General features: G+C 72.1%; 13 protein-coding genes. 6 read left to right on the forward strand and 7 right to left on the reverse strand.

The features are described 5' to 3' along the window. Positions 1-473: 473 nt before the first annotated feature. Together OG286_RS32735 and OG286_RS32740 are read right to left on the reverse strand one after the other, a co-directional pair. Positions 474-1382, reverse strand: coding sequence for an EI24 domain-containing protein (locus OG286_RS32735; protein ID WP_396323948.1), 909 nt, complete (start codon positions 1380-1382; stop codon positions 474-476). Positions 1383-1532: 150 nt separating this feature from the next. Beyond that, positions 1533-2993, reverse strand: a complete 1461-nt coding sequence (locus tag OG286_RS32740; RefSeq protein ID WP_396323949.1) for an amino acid permease — start codon at positions 2991-2993, stop codon at positions 1533-1535. Between the two features lie 286 nt (positions 2994-3279). On the opposite strand from OG286_RS32740, the gene OG286_RS32745 reads away from it, so the two are divergent. Continuing rightward, complete coding sequence (locus OG286_RS32745; RefSeq protein ID WP_405363669.1) at positions 3280-4479, forward strand: metallophosphoesterase; 1200 nt, start codon at positions 3280-3282, stop codon at positions 4477-4479. Positions 4480-4494: 15 nt separating this feature from the next. On the opposite strand, the gene OG286_RS32750 is transcribed toward OG286_RS32745, so the two are convergent. Both OG286_RS32750 and OG286_RS32755 read right to left on the reverse strand, forming a co-directional pair. Beyond that, positions 4495-6741: an MMPL family transporter gene (locus tag OG286_RS32750; protein ID WP_405365965.1), complete on the reverse strand. Its 2247-nt coding sequence runs from the start codon at positions 6739-6741 to the stop codon at positions 4495-4497. 170 nt (positions 6742-6911) lie between these two features. After that, positions 6912-7202 (reverse strand): hypothetical protein, encoded by a 291-nt coding sequence (locus tag OG286_RS32755; protein ID WP_405359033.1) that lies wholly within the window; start codon positions 7200-7202, stop codon positions 6912-6914. 132 nt (positions 7203-7334) lie between these two features. Here OG286_RS32755 and OG286_RS32760 point away from each other — a divergent pair, with 132 nt between their 5' ends. Both OG286_RS32760 and OG286_RS32765 read left to right on the forward strand, forming a co-directional pair. Continuing rightward, positions 7335-8453, forward strand: coding sequence for a Ku protein (locus OG286_RS32760; RefSeq protein WP_405365966.1), 1119 nt, complete (start codon positions 7335-7337; stop codon positions 8451-8453). 43 nt (positions 8454-8496) lie between these two features. Next, positions 8497-8778 (forward strand): hypothetical protein, encoded by a 282-nt coding sequence (locus tag OG286_RS32765; protein WP_396323953.1) that lies wholly within the window; start codon positions 8497-8499, stop codon positions 8776-8778. A gap of 37 nt (positions 8779-8815) precedes the next feature. Here the strand turns inward: OG286_RS32765 and OG286_RS32770 are convergent, their stop codons facing one another. The 3 genes from OG286_RS32770 to OG286_RS32780 form a co-directional block, all read right to left on the reverse strand. Continuing rightward, entirely contained in the window at positions 8816-10204 is a 1389-nt protein-coding gene (locus tag OG286_RS32770) for an NADP-dependent succinic semialdehyde dehydrogenase (protein WP_405365967.1), read from the reverse strand. A gap of 125 nt (positions 10205-10329) precedes the next feature. After that, the gene (locus tag OG286_RS32775) at positions 10330-10611 is read right to left on the reverse strand and encodes a DUF6158 family protein (RefSeq protein ID WP_396323955.1); all 282 of its coding nucleotides are present in this window, start codon (positions 10609-10611) and stop codon (positions 10330-10332) included. Positions 10612-11145: 534 nt separating this feature from the next. Next, a complete protein-coding gene (locus tag OG286_RS32780; RefSeq protein WP_396323956.1) occupies positions 11146-11970 on the reverse strand; it encodes an arylamine N-acetyltransferase in 825 nt (274 codons plus the stop codon). Between the two features lie 598 nt (positions 11971-12568). On the opposite strand from OG286_RS32780, the gene OG286_RS32785 reads away from it, so the two are divergent. Genes OG286_RS32785 through OG286_RS32795 form a run of 3 tightly spaced genes read left to right on the forward strand, consistent with a single transcriptional unit; the run spans position 12569 to position 15933 of the window. Then, a complete protein-coding gene (locus OG286_RS32785) occupies positions 12569-13339 on the forward strand; it encodes a 2,3-dihydro-2,3-dihydroxybenzoate dehydrogenase (protein ID WP_396323957.1) in 771 nt (256 codons plus the stop codon). A gap of 19 nt (positions 13340-13358) precedes the next feature. After that, positions 13359-14018, forward strand: a complete 660-nt coding sequence (locus tag OG286_RS32790) for an isochorismatase family protein (RefSeq protein ID WP_396323958.1) — start codon at positions 13359-13361, stop codon at positions 14016-14018. 25 nt (positions 14019-14043) lie between these two features. After that, a complete protein-coding gene (locus tag OG286_RS32795; RefSeq protein WP_396323959.1) occupies positions 14044-15933 on the forward strand; it encodes an anthranilate synthase family protein in 1890 nt (629 codons plus the stop codon). Positions 15934-16226: the final 293 nt, after the last annotated feature.

The following is a 16226-nucleotide window of genomic DNA, read 5'->3' on the forward strand; positions in this document are numbered from 1 at the left end:
GCCGTCCGGGACGGCCATGGCACCCCGGCGGTGAAGGCGGGGCGGGCGGGGTGCGCGGCGGCCGTGGGGCCGTCCGCGCTGCCTGGCGACGGGCCATTCTTGGCAGAGCGCGGCGCGGGCGGCAAAGGCGCCGGGTACTACGCGCCGTAGTGGCCGACGCGGGGGAAACGGCGAAGCGCCCGGCCGGAGCCGGGCGCTTCTGGGTGATTTGTCCCTTTTGTTCGAACAGGGGGTGAATCGCTTGCACCGTCGACGAACGGTCGGCCCGAACGGGCCCGCCGCCTGCGTTCTTCCGGTCTCCCGCCGGCTCCCGGCCGGCTGCGGGCCGGTCCGACCGGTCCGCAGCCGGGCCTCCGGGCCGCCTCCGCGTGCGGCCGGCCACTATCGACGGTAGTAGACGCGGGAGGCCCTGTGGGCGGCTTCACACCCGGGCCGCCCGCGGATGGGCGCAGGGTGACCGGCCGGTCACCGGATCAGTGGCTCCGGTACGGGTTGTGCTCGGCCGCCACCGGAGTGTTCGCGTACGGGTTGCCGGGCACCGGCCGCTGCTCCGTGTACGCCGGGTGGGAGGGAAAACCCGGGGCGGGCCCGTCGGCTTGGCCGTCCACCTCCTCCTGCTCCCCTTCCTCCTCGCTCCCGGCCTCCTCGACCGGCACCAGGTCCCGGGCCAGCAGCGTGGCGCCGGCGACGGCGCCCGGCATGGCCAGAACGGTGACGAACGGGACCAGGAAGGCCAGGATCAGCGGCACGCCGAAGCCGAGCGCCAGTCCGAGACGGGCGCGCAGCAGCCGGATCCGCTCGCGCTGCGGCACCCCGCGCCGCTGGAGGGCGACCGCGGTCAGCTCGACCGCCATGAAGAAGCCGGAGACCAGGAAACCGGCGACCGGCACCAGCGTCTGCCCGACCACCGGGATGAACCCGCAGGCGAACAGCAGGACGCCGAACCCGGCCACCCGCACCAGCACGGACAGGCTGTCGCGCGCGGAGACCACCAGCTCGCGCCAGAGCGGCACGTCCGGCGGGGTGGGTGCGCCGCCCTCGCTCTCGTCCACCTTCTCGCAGAGCGACTCGTAGAACGGCTGGCCGACCAGGAGCGTGACGGCGGTGAAGGTGATCAGCGAGATCAGCAGCCCGCCGCCGAAGACGATCAGCGCGAGCGCGCCGCGCAGCAGGCCCTGCCAGGGCGAGCCCCAGCCGTCGGCGAACGGGGTGGCCCAGGCGGCGAGCTCCTCCGACCAGCCACCGAGGAACCCCAGCGCCACCGCGTACCCGATCAGGGTGAGCAGCGCGGGGATCATCCCGAACGCCCACCAGCGGCCGTGCCGCCCCACCCACTTCTGGCCCTCGGCCAGGTACTTCGTCCCCGCCACAAGATCTCGCATAGGGGAAAAGCGTAGGGGCCGGCCGTCGGCAGGTCATATCCGCCTCGTCATGGTCCGGTGCCGAAGCGGAACCGGCGGGGAGACGGCACCGGGCCCGGGAGTCGTCACAACGACTCCCGGGCCCGGTGTGCGCGGGCGGCGCGGTCCGGATCAGGCGGCCGGTGCCACCGCCGCGGCCCGCCGCCGGCGGCCCACCACGGCCGCTGCCGTCAGCACGATGGCTGCGGCGACCAGCGACAGGTACATCTGCTTGCGCCCGTCGGCGTCGGTGAACATGTACGCCACCACGAACCCGATCATGCCGATCGCGGCCCAGGTGAGGTAGGGGTACAGCCACATCCGCACGGTCAGGCGCTCCGGCATCTCGTTCTCGATGATCTTGCGCATCTTCAGCTGGGAGAAGCAGATCACCAGCCAGACGAAGAGCGCGACCGCGCCGGAGGAGTTCAGCAGGAAGGAGAAGACGGTGTTGGGGGAGGTGTAGTTGAAGAAGACGGCGATGAAGCCGAAGACCACCGAGCAGAGGATGGCGACCCGCGGCACGCCGCGCTCGGTCACGGTGGCGAAGGCCTTGGGCGCGTCGCCGCGCTGGCCGAGCGAGAACGCCATCCGGGAGGCGGTGTACATGCCCGAGTTGAGGCAGGAGAGCACGGCCGTCAGCACGATCACGTCCATCACCTGGCCGGCTCCCGGGATGCCGACGTGCTCCAGCACGGCCACGTACGGGCTGCCCTTGACGGCGTCGGAGTCCCACGGGAGCAGGGTGACCACGAGCAGGATGGAGCCCAGGTAGAAGACGCCGATCCGCCAGATCACGCTGTTGGTGGCCTTGCTGACCGCCTTCTCCGGGTCCTCCGACTCGCCGGCGGCCAGGGTGACGATCTCGCTGCCCATGAAGGCGAAGACGACGGTCAGCATGCCGGTGAAGACGGCTCCCACGCCGTGCGGCAGGAAGCCGCCGTGGCCGACCAGGTTCGTGGTGCCGACCGCGTGGGTGCCGGGCAGCAGCCCGAACGCGGCCAGGACGCCGATCACCAGGAAGGCCGCGATCGCCACCACCTTGATCCCGGCGAACCAGAACTCGAACTCGCCGTACGAGGCGACCGAGAAGAGGTTGGTGGCCGTCAGCACCGCCATCACGATCAGCGCCCACCCCCACTGCGGTACCCCGGGCACCCAGTTGTTGAGGATCTTCGCTCCGGCGGTGGCCTCGACGGCCAGCACCACGACCCAGAAGAACCAGTACAGCCAGCCGATGGTGAACCCGGCCCAGCGGCCGAGCGCCCGGTCCGCGTACGCGGAGAACGAGCCGCTCTGCGGGTCCGCCGCGGCCATCTCGCCGAGCATCCGCATCACCAGCACGACCAGCACGCCGGCGAGCGTGTAGGAGAGCAGGATGCCGGGACCGGTGGACGCGATGCCCGCGCCGGAGCCGACGAAGAGGCCGGCGCCGATCACGCCGCCGATCGCGATCATCGACAGGTGGCGGTTCTTGAGCCCGGGCTTCAGGTGCCCGTCGGCGCCGAGGCCGGATGTGCCGTGGCCGTGGTCATGCCGGGTTCCGGCGTCGACCGACGGCTTCGTGGCCGAGGTGGTGGATTCCGCACTCATGTGAGGGTGCCCTGTGCCTTTCCAGCGCGGCTGACCCTCGGCTCGTTCACCGGAGGGTGGGGGACGGACCCGCGCATTGCGGTGCAACCTAACTTCTACCTACGAGTATCGGAACAAGGCCCCGGAAATTGTTCGCTCAGCGGACGCAAAAGGCCAGGTCAGAGTGGGTGAACAGGTGTCGTGGAAAGCTCAAATCTGAGGCAGCGTCAGGCTGTTCGGGCTCCGGCGGGTCTGCGCGGGCCCGCTGCGGGAGCCCGTCGGCGGGGCGTCCATACTGTCGCGGGTGATGATCGTCCTCGTGGTGCTCGGCCTGCTCGCCGTCCTCGCCGTCCTGGCCCTCGCGCACTGGTACCTCTGGCGGCGCCTGGTGCGCGACGTCTCCGCGCCCGGTGGCTGGTGGCGCCGGACCGGGACGGTGCTCGCCGTCGTGCTGCCGGTGCTGTCGGTCGGGGCCCTGGTCGGCGGGCGGCAGCTCCCGCTGTCCGTCGAGCGATGGCTCGCCTGGCCCGGGTACCTCTGGCTGGCGGTGCTGCTCTACCTGCTGCTCGCCCTCGCGGTCGGCGAGGCCGTCCGGCCGCTGCTGCTCCGGCTCCCGCGCCGCCCGGCCGCGACGCCGGCGGAGGAAGGGTCGGCCGGCGAGGCGCCGCAGACCGCCCCCTCGCCCGAGCGCCGGCTCTTCGTCGCCCGGACGGTTGCGATCGGCGCCTCCGGTGCGGCGGCGGCCATCGTCGGCAACGGTGCGTACGGGGTGCTGCGCGGGCCGCGGCTGAAGCAGGTCACCGTGCCGCTGGCCAAGCTGCCCGCCCGCGCGCACGGCTACCGGATCGCCGTGGTCAGCGACATCCACCTCGGCCCGATCCTCGGCCGCGGCCACACGCAGCGGATCGTCGACACGATCAACGGCGCGCAGCCCGACCTGATCGCGATCGTGGGCGACCTGGTGGACGGCACGGTGCCCGAACTCGGCCGTGCCGCCGAGCCTTTGGCGCAGCTGCGGGCGCGCGACGGCGCCTACTTCGTCACCGGCAACCACGAGTACTTCTCCGGCGCGGCGCCCTGGGTGGACTTCGTCCGCGAGTTGGGCGTCCACCCGCTGCAGAACGCGCGCGTGGAACTGCCAGGCTTCGACCTGGCCGGGGTGAACGACCTCGCCGGGCGCTCCGAGGGCGACGGCCCGGACTTCGCCAGGGCGCTCGGCGACCGCGACCGCTCCCGCACCTCGGTGCTGCTCTCGCACCAGCCGGTCACCATCCACGACGCCGTGCGGCACGGCGTCGACCTCCAGCTCTCCGGCCACACCCACGGCGGCCAGCTCTGGCCCGGCAACCACCTCGCCGAACTGGCCAACCCCACCGTCGCCGGGCTGGAGCGGTACGGCGACACCCAGCTCTACGTGACCCGCGGCGCCGGCGCCTGGGGCCCGCCGGTCCGGGTCGGGGCGCCGTCCGACATCACCATCGTCACGCTGGCCTCGCTCGGCGCCTGAGGGCGCCGCACCGGGTCACGACTGCTCGCCCTCGGTGTCGATGTGCGGCAGGATCCGGTCCAGCACCCGGGGCGTCCACCAGGCCGCCGGACCGAGCAGGGTCATCACGGCGGGCACCAGGAGCAGCCGCACGACGGTGGCGTCGATCAGCACGCTGACGGCCAGCCCGAGGCCCATCATCTTGATGACGATGTTGTCGCTGACGATGAACGCGGCGAAGACGCTGACCATGATGAGCGCCGCGCAGCTGATCACGCGGGCGGTGATCTCCAGGGCGTGCGCGACGCTGCCCCGGCTGTCCCCGGTGCGCAGCCAGGCCTCGTGCACCCGCGAGAGCAGGAAGATCTCGTAGTCCATGCTGAGGCCGAAGACGATGGCGAACATCATCATCGGTACGTAGCTCTCGATCGGCACGGTGCCCGAGACCCCGAGCGCGGGCCCGCCCCAGCCCCACTGGAAGACCGCCACGACGACGCCGTACGAGGCCGCGATGGAGAGCAGGTTGAGGACGGCGGCCTTGACCGCGACCAGCAGGCCGCGGAAGACGACGAGGATGATCAGGAAGGCCAGGCCGACCACGACGGCGATGATCGGCAGCAGACGCGCGGCGACGATGTCGCCGAACTCGACCTGGGCGGCGGTGGTGCCGGTCACGTAGGTCTCGGCGCCGGTGCCCGCCACGGCCTGCGGCAGGACGGTGCCGGAGAGGTTGCCCACCAGGTCGGTGGTCTGCCGGTCCTGCGGCCGCTGCGCGGGCGTGACGGTGTTGAACAGCACGGCGCCGTCGGAGCTGGTCTGGAGCGGGGTGACGCCGGCCGTGTCGGGCACGCCGGTGAGCGCCTGCTGCACGGCGCTCTGCAGCGCCGGCCGGGCGTCGCCCGGGACGGCGCTCTGGTCGACGACCACGGTGATCGGACCGTTCGAGCCGGGGCCGAAGGCGTCGGACATCAGGTCGAAGGCGCGCCGGTCGGTGAAGGAGGTCGGGTCGGCCCCGTCGTCGATGTGGCCGAGCTGGATGGAGAAGAGCGGGATGGCGAGGACGCCGACGGTGATCACCCCGGCCGTCAGGAACCACCAGGGGCGGCGCTCGACCCGCTGGGCGTAGCGGTGCCAGGTCCCGGTGATCTCCTCCCCGGGTGCCGCCCCGGTCTCGGCGACCGGTCGGTGCACGGTCCAGCGGTCCATCCGGCGGCCGATCAGGCCCATCAGCGCGGGGAGCAGGGTCAGCGCGGCCAGCACGGCGGAGACCACCGTCACCCCGGCGGCGGCGCCGAGCTTGGCGATGAAGTTGACCCGCGAGACGACCAGGCCGGCCAGGGCGATGACCACCGTGCAGCCGGAGACCAGCACCGCCCGCCCGCTGGTGGCCACGGCGTGCCCGGCGGCGGCCACCGGGTCCTTGCCGTCCATCAGGCCCTGCCGGTGCCGGGTGAGAAGGAAGAGGGCGTAGTCGATGCCGACCCCGATGCCGATCATGGTCGCCAGGGTCGGGGCCACGGTGGCGAACGTGGTGGCAGCGGCGAGCAGGCCGAGCAGTCCGAGGCCGACGATGGCGCCGATCAGGGCGGTGACCAGCGGCAGGCCGGCCGCGAGGACACTGCCGAAGCCGATCAGCAGGACGACGATCGCGACCCCGAAGCCGATCAGTTCACTGACCCGGTCGTCGGCGGCCGGCCGCGCCAGCTCGCCGAGCGGTCCGCCGTACTCGACCTGCACCCCGGCGTCCCGCAGCGGGGCGACGGCCGCGTCCACCTCGTCGAGGAAGGCGTCGCCCAGGGTGGTGGGGTTCACGTCGAAGCGGAGGGTGATGTAGCCGGTGAGGCCGTCCGTGGAGAGCGGGCCGCCGGGCGGGGCCGGCTGGCCCTGGGGCGGCAGCGGGCTCTGCGCGGACTGCACGTGCGGCAGTTGGCGCAGCGAGCCGACCGCCTGGTCGACCTGGCTCTGGAAGGTGGTCAGCGGCTGGGCGTCGTGGAGCACCACCTGGGCGCTGGTGCCGCCCACCGACGGCTCGTGCTCCTGGAGGACGTTGCGCCCCTCCTGCGCCTGGGTGTTCGAGAGCGAGAAGTCGTCCGAGAACGTCCCGCCGACCGCCCGGTCGATCACCTGGACGCCGGCCAGCGCGACCAGCCAGAGCACGATCACGAGGACCGAGTGGCGCGCGCACCACTCGCCGAGGGCGCGCAGGGAGCTGCGCCTCGGCGCGGGCGAAGGGCGGTCGGGGCCGGGGGTGCGGGGGGCGGGTCCGCCCGGGGACGACGGCATGAGCGCTCCTGGGGCGGGGGTGACGTTCCGTCACGCGAACTCGGGCGTGGCGCGGAGTCCCGATGCTAGGGAGCGGAGCGGCCCGGCCCCGGCCGACCAACCGGTGACACGCGCCGGTGCCTCCGTTCGGCGGGTCGGGCCCGTCCCGTCCCGGCCGCGCCGCGGGGGCCTCACATCGGGCGCACCTCCAGCAGGACGATGCGCCCGTCCGCCGCCGGTCGCCCGTCCGGCTTCCCGCCCGCCGCCGGCTGCTCGTCCCGCTGCCCGTCCGCCGCCGCCGGTCGCCCGTCCGCCGGCCGGCCGGGGAGGCGGGCGGCCAGGATGTGCGGGATGTCGCTCTCCTGGGAGTACCCGGGCACGACCGTCACCTCCGCCCACCGCACCCCGGGCTCCCCGGCGACGGTGTACGCCACCGTGTACGTGGTCCGGTCGGGCGGCGGGGGCGGCTGGGTTCCGGGCATCGCGCCACCTCCTCGTTCCGTCCGCCCATTGTCCGCCGGACCGGGCCCGCGCCGGACCGTGTGGCCGATCCGGGTGAATCCGGGCAGAGTGGGAAATCTCCGGTAGGGGGCCTCCGGGAAAGGGGTGACCCCGTGCAGACCACGTGGAAGGGGACGATCAGCTTCGGGCTGGTCAGCATCCCCGTGCACCTGTACTCCGCCACCCAGGAGCACGACGTCCCGCTGCACCAGGTGCACGCCAGGGACGGCGGGCGGGTGCGGATGAAGCGGTACTGCGAACAGGAGGAGAAGGAGGTCCCGTACGCGGAGATCGCCAAGGGCTACGAGTCCCCCGACGGCCGCACCGTCACGCTCACCGACGAGGACCTCGCCGAGCTGCCGCTGCCCAGCAAGAAGATCATCGACGTGCTGGCCTTCGTGGACGCCGCCGAGATCGACCCGCTGATGTTCTCCAAGGCCTACTACATCGGCGTGGCCGACAAGGCCGCCGCCAAGCCGTACGCACTGCTGCGCGACGCGCTCACCGACTCCGGCCAGATCGCCGTCACCAAGATCGCCCTGCGCACGAGGGAGTCCCCGGCGGTGCTGCGGGTACACGACGGCACGCTGGTGCTGCAGACCTGCATCTGGCCCGACGAGGTGCGGCCGGCCGCCGGGATCGCGCCCGAGGAGGCGGTGACCGTGCGGCCGCAGGAGCTGAAGATGGCGCGCTCGCTCATGGACACCCTCTCCGAGGACTTCGACCTCTCCCAGCTCCACGACGACTACCAGAACGCGCTGCAGCAGGTCATCGAGGCCCGGCTGCAGGGCGTCGAGGTACCGCACGAGGAGGAGCCGGGCGAGGCACCGGACAACGTCATCGACCTGATGGAGGCGCTGCGCAGCAGCCTCAGGGAGGCCAAGGGAGGGCACCGGCGCGGCCACGCGCCGGCGCCGGCCGGGGAGCCCGGAGCCGCGGAGCCCGGCCCCGAGGAGGCGGCAGCGGCCGAGGAGGAGCCCGCGGGGAAGCCCGCGCCCCGCAAGCGCGCACCCGCCGCCGGGAAGAACACCGCCGCCGGGAAGAACACCGCGGCCGGGAAGAGAACGGCGGCGGGGAAGAGCACGGCGGCAGGGAAGAGCACGGCGGCGGGGAGGGGCGCCGCGACCGGGACGGGCACCGCGGCGAAGAAGACCACGGCGAAGAAGACCACGGCGGCCGCCGCCAGGAAGACCACCCCCAGGAAGTCCGCAGCTCCCCGCAAGGCCTCGTGAGCTGCTCACCGGCAGTCCCCCCGACGTCCGGAGGCGAACCCAGATGGACCTGCTGACCTACAAGGACCTCGACACCGGTCCCGACGCCCCGCAGCACCCGGGCTGGGCGCACCGCGCCTGGCACGGCCTGCTCAGCCTCAGCCCGACGGCCGTGACCTTCATGGTCGCGCTCTCGCTCGGCCTCGGTCTCGTCGGGGCGCAGGTGAGCTGGCTGCCGATGCTGATCGTCTTCAGCATCGTGTGGGGCGCGACCCTGATCGCCCTGTGCGGCATGGTCGCGCGCTGGGTGACGCCCGGCCCCGGCAGACACCGCATGGCGGCCTGACCGGGCCCGGGCCGGGCTACGGGGATCCGGGCGGGAGCTACGCCAGCCAGACCGTGGTCACGTTGCAGAACTCCCGGATCCCGTGCCCCGACAGCTCCCGCCCGAAGCCCGAGCGCTTGACCCCGCCGAAGGGCAGCGCCGGGTGCGAGGCCGTCATGCCGTTGAAGAAAACCCCGCCGGCCTGGATGTCCCGGACGAAGCGCTCCTGCTCGGCCGGGTCGTCCGTCCAGACGTTGGAGCTGAGCCCGAACGGCGTGTCGTTGGCCCGCGCCACCGCCTCGTCCAGGTCGGCGACCCGGTAGACGGTGGCGACCGGCCCGAAGGTCTCCTCCTGGTCGATCCGCATCGTCGGGGTGATGCCGGTCAGCACGGTGGGCTCGTAGAACCAGCCGGCGTCCCGGCCCTCGGGGCGGCGCCCGCCGCACTCCACCCGGGCGCCGTGCGCCCGGGCGTCCTCGACCAGCTCCTCCAGGTCGGCCCGCCCCTGCCGGCTGGCCAGCGGGCCGACCTCGGTCGCCTCGTCCATCGGGTTGCCGACCGTCAGCGCCCGCATGGCCGCGGTGAACGCGGCGGTGAACGGCTCGTACACGTCCGCGTGGACGATGAAGCGCTTGGCGGCGATACACGACTGCCCGTTGTTCTGCGCCCGGGCCCGGACGGCGGTCTGCACGGCGGCGTCCAGGTCGGCGCTGGGCATGACGACGAACGGGTCGCTGCCGCCCAGCTCCAGGACGGCCTTCTTGACCTCGTCGGCCGCCGCCGCGGCGACGGCCCGGCCGGCCGGCTCGCTGCCGGTGAGCGTCACCGCGGCCACCCGGCGGTCGCGGATCACGCCCTCCACGGCGCCGGAGCCGATCAGCAGGGTCTGGAAGCAGCCCTCCGGGAAGCCCGCCCGGCGGAACAGGTCCTCCAGCGCCACCGCCGTCCGGGGCACGTTGGAGGCGTGCTTCAGCAGGCCCACGTTGCCCGCCATCAGGGCCGGCGCGGCGAACCGGACCACCTGCCAGAACGGGAAGTTCCACGGCATCACCGCGAGGACGACGCCGATCGGGCGGTAGCGGACGTAGGCGCGGGCGGCGCCGGAGTCGGCGACGTCGGCCGGGGCGGGGTGTTCGTCGGCGAGCAGTGACTCGGCGTTCTCGGCGTACCAGCGCATCGCCTTGGCACACTTGGCGGCCTCGGCGCGGGCGGCGGCCAGCGGCTTGCCCATCTCCTCGGTCATCGTGCGGGCGGCGGCCTCCCGCTCCTGGTCCAGCAGGTCGGCGGCGCGGCGCAGCAGTTCGGCGCGATGGGCGAAGGACGTGGTGCGGTAGGTGCGGAACGTCTCCTCGGCGCGGGCCAGCCGCTGTTCGAGGCCGGCGGCGTCCAGCGGTTCGAAGGTCTCCAGGGTCTCGCCGGTCGCGGGGTTGACGCTTGCGATGGGCATCGGTGGGCTCCCAGGTGTCCGTACGGGTGGTGGGGCTGGGCTCTGCCTCCACCCTGGCCGACACCCGGCTCCCGGGCACGCCACCACGGCCCGGCGTGTCCCGCCGGGCGGTGCGGCGCCGACCGCTACTCCGGCAGCGACTCGACCCGGGCCGCCGCCTCCCTCGCCCGCGCGCCGGCCCTGGTCCGGGCCGCGGTGACCTGCCGGTTCGGGAACCGGTGCAGGAACTCCGCCTCCAGTTGCCCGGTCCGCAGGGTGTGGCGTTTCAGCGCCTCCTCCGACCCGTACAGAAAGGTCTCGTGCCGGGTGCGGTGCAGCTGCTCCAGCTCGTGCAGCAGCGTGTCGTTGCCCAGGGCGTGCGGGGAGATGCCCTCGGGCCTGGTGTGCGGGGCGGTCGCGTGCGGCATGTTCGTACCTCCTCGGCGGGAAGCCCCCTTCTACCCGGTGCCCGGTGATCCGTACCGGTACACCTGTTCGGGCTGGGCGGCCGGTGCACCGGAGACGAAAGAAGATGTCTCGTACGACCCGGGCGGCAGCGTCATCTCCGTCGCGGCCGCCGGTCGCAGTGGTGTCGCTGGACGGCGGGCGGCTCGCGGCGGGCCTTCCGGCCGGTGCCGTCCGGCGGCCTTGGCTGCTGCTCGGCCTGCCGGCCGGGGTGTGGGTGGGGCGGGTGTCCCGGCGGGCGGTGATGACCGGCTGCAACCTCGCGTCCGCCGCGCTGTTCGCGAGCGTGCCGGTGGCGGGGGGCGGTCAGGGGTCCTCGGGTCGGCGCAGCTGTCGGCGGTGGCCTTCCTCGGCGGTGTCGCCTCGGTGGAGGTCCGCCGACGAGACCGCCTCGGCGGAACCCTCCACGAGTACGAATATGCCGGTTGACGTGGCCGGATGATCCATCCGCACCCACAGCGGCGGTGATCCGTCACCCCACCACGCTGCCGGAGGGCTCACACGGGCAGGTGGAGACCCTCGGGGAGCTCGATGCCGAAGACGTCGGCGAGAACCGCTCGCACCTCCTCCTCGCCGCCCAACTTGCGCTTGCTGACGGCTCCTTCGATGCGCTGCTCCACCAGGACCCGGTCGGTCAGGGCGGTGTGGGCCTCCGGGGAGGTGATGTGGACGTGCATGAGTCGGCGGGCGGGAGAGCGCGGGTTGGTGGCGATGTGCCAGTTGAGGACCGCGATGTCGACCGGCTCGAAGGGCTCCAGGGTGAAGAAGTACTGCGTCTCCCAGTTGCCGTCCCGGCGGGAGCGGAGGACCCAGCGGTCGCTCGGTCCGGCCTGCGGTTCGAGGTCCAGACGCAGCTCACGGCCGAACTGGCGGAACCCGGCGCACGGTCGGAGGGGAACGGCCTCCAGCAGTCCACCTTCGATGCCGAAGCCCACATCGGCCACGAAGGGCGTCTCCTCGCCCGGCACGTCCACCGACAACAGCATGTGGGTGCGGGGTAACACCTTGCCGCTGGCTCCGGCGACGACCCGGCCGGTCAGGATGGTGACGGTGAACCCGATCTCTTTCAGAGCCGCCGCGAGCAGGGTGTTGTGCTCGTAGCAGTAGCCGCCACGGCGTCCGTGCACCATCTTTGCCTGGAGATCGGTCAGTTCGAGTGACGGGACGGAGCCCAGCAGGGGGTCGATGTTCTCGAACGGAATCCCCATGGCGTGGGCCCGGTGGACCGAGCGCAGTGTGGCGGCGTCGGTGCGCGGCTCGCCGGTCCAGCCGATCCGGCGGAGGTAGGAGTCAAGGTCGAACTGGTGGGTGGCGGTGGCCATCTGGTCGTCCTTCTGTGTCTGGGGTCTGGTCTTTCAGGCCCTCCGGACCGGTCTCGCGGCCCGTATGCCTCCCGAATACCGAACTCCCGAAAATGTGGCACTCGGCTGATCGTCAGGTCAAGCAAGGTTCAATTCTCCTTAAGTGGCCGTTGTCGTTCCGGTCTTGAGCGGTATTGGCCGATCGGGAACGCCGTCCGGGTGGCTTGCTGCGCCGCTGCCGAAACACCGGTCCGGGGCGGGACGTTGTCGTTCCAACCGCCGTGGAATTTTTGATACAGCCTGCCGGTACGGGCTTCTCGACCGCACCCTGATCTGGAACCAGGCCCAGCGCCTCCACGTACTCCGCGAGTCCGGGACCCACGACAACGGGCACCGGCAACGCCGAACACCGGGACAAGCCCGCCGGCGGCCCGAGTGACTCCCGGCATCTGTCACGGGCTGCTCGGACGCGGTCGACCTGCCGCATCGGCGGCAAGTACCCGAGCTTCTGCGACCAGCGGTCCAATCCGCAGCAGACCATCGAGGTGGCCTCGGACCGGCGGGGCCGACTCCTCGCCGTTGCCATCCAAGTTACTTACACCACAAGGAGTCTGGGCCCATGAAAGGAACCATCGCACTGGTAACGGGAGCGGCCGGCGGCATAGGGCAGGCCGTCGTCCGGTTGCTTGCCGAGCGCGGAGCGGAGGTCGCCGCTGTGGACCTCGACGCGGAGCGGATCGCCGCCACGGCTGCTGCTCTGCGCACGGAGGGCCTCATGGTGACCGGCTTCGCTGCTGACGTCACCTCCAGTTCCGCCGTGGACGAACTGGTCGACGAGGTCGAGACCCGGCTCGGCCCGGTGTCGCATCTGGTGAACGCCGCCGGTGTGCTGCGTCTCGGCCAGGCCCGCGCCCTGTCCGACCAGGACTGGAACGCCACGTTCGCCGTGAACGCCACTGGCGTGTTCCATGTGTCGCGCGCCGTGGTCAACCGCATGATCCATCGCGGCGCCGGCGCCATCGTCACCGTCGCATCCAACTCCGCGGGCACCGCGCGCGCCGAGATGGCCGCCTATGCGGCGTCCAAAGCCGCCGCGACGGCGTTCACCAAGTGCCTGGGCCTGGAAGTGGCGCACCGGGGCATCCGCTGCAACGTGGTGGCCCCCGGCTCCACCGACACCATGATGCTGCGCGGCATGCACAGCGCCGGAACCGCGGCCAAGGCGTCGATCACGGGCAACCCGGAGCAGTACCGGGTCGGCATCCCACTGGGCAAGGTGGCCCGGCCCGAGGACATCGCGCGGACCGTCGCCTTTCTGCTGTCGGACGAGGCCGGGCACATCACGATGCACGAACTGACCGTGGACGGCGGAGCCACCCTCGGTGTCTGAGAACGAAAGGAACCGGCCCATGCCCGGCATCCCCCCCATCCAGCCGTACTCGCCGCCCACCGCGGAGCAGCTCCCCGAGAACACGGTCGACTGGCAGCCGGACCCCCGGCGTGCGGTGCTGCTCCTGCACGACATGCAGGAGTACTTCCTCAAGCCGTTCCCGCGTACCACCGAACTCGGCCGGGCCCTGGTGGACAACACGGCGCTGCTGCGCGCGCGGGCCAGGGCGCTGGGCATCCCCGTCGCCTACACCGCACAGCCCGGCGGCATGACGCCCGAACAACGCGGGCTCCTCAAGGATTTCTGGGGCCCTGGCATGCGGGCCACACCCGAGCACCGCCGGGTCGTCTCGCCGTTGGAGCCCGACGACGGCGACTGGGTGTTCACCAAGTGGCGCTACAGCGCCTTCTTCAAGACCGACCTACTGGCCCGGATGCGGGAGCAGCGCCGCGACCAGCTGATCATCTGCGGCGTGTACGCGCACGTGGGCGTCCTGATGACGGCCGTGGAGGCTTACACGAACGACATCCAGTCGTTCCTGGTGGCCGACGCGGTCGCCGACTTCTCCGCCCAGTACCACCGGCAGGCACTCACCTACGCCGCCGAGCGCGCCGCCAAGGTCGTGACGGCCCAGGCGGTACTGACCGGGCTGAACGCAGCCACCACCGCGACGCACTGAGCGCGCCCACGGCGAAAGGACCCCCATGACAACGCAGGACGGCGTGCTGCTGCTGTCGCGCATCCTCGACGGCTCGACGGAAGCCTTCGCCCTGCTGCACCGTCCGGAGGCGGCAGGAGACGACGCTCTCGAGGTGCTGGCCGGTGAGGTGACCCAGGTCGGCACGATCGCCGAGCTCGAACTCGACGAAACGTCGGAGGCCGGCACCCGCCAGGAACTGCTGGTGCTCATCCCGTACCGGCAGCTGGCCGAACGCGGCTTCGCGGCTCCGGACGACGGCCGGCCGCTCCTGGCGATGCGGGTGGGCGAGCAGGCCTCGCTCTCGTTGCGCGACAACCTGGGACTGCTGCCGAACCACCCGGTGAAGGTGACCGACGACCACTTCGACATCGACGACGACACGTACGCCGAGACGGTGCGTCGCATCGTCTCCGACGAGATCGGCATGGGCGAGGGTGCCAACTTCGTGATGAAGCGGTCCTTCGTCGCCCAGCTGCCGGGCTTCGGCGTGCCGGACGCGCTGTCGTTCTTCCGCCGTCTGGTCGAGCGGGAGACAGGCGCGTACTGGACGTTCCTCATCCACACCGGCGAGCGGACGTTCGTCGGAGCCACTCCCGAGCGGCACATCAGCGTTCACGACGGCCGTGCGGTGATGAACCCCATCAGCGGCACCTACCGCTACCCCGTGTCGGGCCCGGACCTTGACGGCGTTCTGGCCTTCCTGGCCGACACGAAGGAAACCGACGAGCTGTACATGGTGGTGGACGAAGAGCTGAAGATGATGGGCCGGATCTGCCCCGAGGGCGGCCGTGTCATGGGGCCGTACCTCAAGGAGATGGCGCGTCTGGCCCACACCGAGTACTTCATCGAGGGCCGCACCGACCGCGATGTACGCGACATCCTGCGTGAGACCCTGTTCGCGCCGACGGTGACCGGCTCCCCGCTGGAGAGCGCCGCCCGGGTCATCAGCCGCTACGAGCCGGCCGGGCGCGGCTACTACAGCGGGGTGGCCGCCCTCATCGGGCGCGATGCCGCGGGCGGGCGCACACTGGATTCCTCGATCCTGATCCGGACCGCCGACATCGACGCGGCCGGAGAGATGCGGATCGGGGTGGGCGCGACGCTGGTGCGCCACTCCGACCCGGCCTCCGAGGTGCAGGAGACCCGCGCCAAGGCCGCGGGGCTGCTGGCGGCGCTCGGCGGGGCCGAACCCACCCGGTTCGGGTCGCATCCTGCGGTACGCGAGGCGCTCGATGCGCGGAACCACGGCATCGCGAGCTTCTGGCTGAACGACACGGCCGAACCCGGTCGGCGCGACGGGCCACTGGCCGGACGCAAGGTCCTGGTGATCGACGCCGAGGACATGTTCACCGAGATGATCGGGCACCAGATCCGTTCGCTGGGGTGCGAAGTGGACATACGCCGCTTCGACGAGCCGTACGACTTCGACGCGCACGACCTGGTGGTCATGGGCCCGGGACCGGGCGACCCGCGGGAGACGGGACACCCGAAGATCGCTCGTCTGCGCTCGGCGGCGGCCCGGCTGCTTGACGAGCGGCGGCCTTTCCTCGCGGTGTGCCTGAGCCATCAGGTGCTCAGCACGTTGCTCGGCCTGGACCTGGCGCGCCGTGTGGTGCCCAACCAGGGCGCCCAGCACGAGATCGACCTGTTCGGCCGGGCGGCGCGGGTGGGCTTCTACAACACCTTCGCCGCCCGGTGCGCCGCGGACTCCTTCGAGCACCCGGTGCACGGCAGGGTGGAGGTCAGCCGGAACGCGGCGACGGGCGAGGTACACGCGTTGCGCGCGGCCGGGTTCGCCTCGATGCAGTTCCACGCCGAGTCCGTCCTGACCGTGGCCGGGCCGAGCATCATCGCCTCGCTGCTCCAGGAGGTGTCCGGCGCATGCACGCGGTGATCGCCCGGTGGGATCCGGCGCGCTCGGAGCACACGGTCGAATCGCTGCGTGGCTTTCTGTGCGAGGAGGCGGTGGATCGCTTCTCACAGGCACCCGGACCGCGGTCGGAGTCCCACGAGTCGGCAGGCGGTTCCTGAGCGGGCTGGTCATGGCGGTCCCGCTGTCGCCTGCCGTCGCGACCGCCGGATCGCGATGGCGTTCTGCGCGCCGAACCTGCGCACCGGAACCCCGCCCCGGACGATCCCGGCTGCACCGCCAAGACCTTCCCCGGCTTCCACAGGCTTCCCCCGGCA

This window comes from Kitasatospora sp. NBC_00039 (assembly GCF_045160625.1).
Lineage (GTDB): Bacteria > Actinomycetota > Actinomycetes > Streptomycetales > Streptomycetaceae > Kitasatospora.

Excerpts from the sequence above, each read along its gene's own strand:
- OG286_RS32740 (WP_396323949.1), bottom strand. The coding sequence starts at position 2,993 with ATGAGTGCGGAATCCACCACCTCGGCCACGAAGCCGTCGGTCGACGCC.
- OG286_RS32750 (WP_405365965.1), bottom strand. The coding sequence starts at position 6,741 with ATGCCGTCGTCCCCGGGCGGACCCGCCCCCCGCACCCCCGGCCCCGAC.
- OG286_RS32780 (WP_396323956.1), bottom strand. The coding sequence starts at position 11,970 with ATGGCCACCGCCACCCACCAGTTCGACCTTGACTCCTACCTCCGCCGG.
- OG286_RS32735 (WP_396323948.1), bottom strand. The coding sequence starts at position 1,382 with ATGCGAGATCTTGTGGCGGGGACGAAGTACCTGGCCGAGGGCCAGAAG.
- OG286_RS32755 (WP_405359033.1), bottom strand. The coding sequence starts at position 7,202 with ATGCCCGGAACCCAGCCGCCCCCGCCGCCCGACCGGACCACGTACACG.
- OG286_RS32790 (WP_396323958.1), top strand. The coding sequence starts at position 13,359 with ATGCCCGGCATCCCCCCCATCCAGCCGTACTCGCCGCCCACCGCGGAG.
- OG286_RS32775 (WP_396323955.1), bottom strand. The coding sequence starts at position 10,611 with ATGCCGCACGCGACCGCCCCGCACACCAGGCCCGAGGGCATCTCCCCG.
- OG286_RS32785 (WP_396323957.1), top strand. The coding sequence starts at position 12,569 with ATGAAAGGAACCATCGCACTGGTAACGGGAGCGGCCGGCGGCATAGGG.
- OG286_RS32765 (WP_396323953.1), top strand. The coding sequence starts at position 8,497 with ATGGACCTGCTGACCTACAAGGACCTCGACACCGGTCCCGACGCCCCG.
- OG286_RS32795 (WP_396323959.1), top strand. The coding sequence starts at position 14,044 with ATGACAACGCAGGACGGCGTGCTGCTGCTGTCGCGCATCCTCGACGGC.
- OG286_RS32770 (WP_405365967.1), bottom strand. The coding sequence starts at position 10,204 with ATGCCCATCGCAAGCGTCAACCCCGCGACCGGCGAGACCCTGGAGACC.
- OG286_RS32745 (WP_405363669.1), top strand. The coding sequence starts at position 3,280 with ATGATCGTCCTCGTGGTGCTCGGCCTGCTCGCCGTCCTCGCCGTCCTG.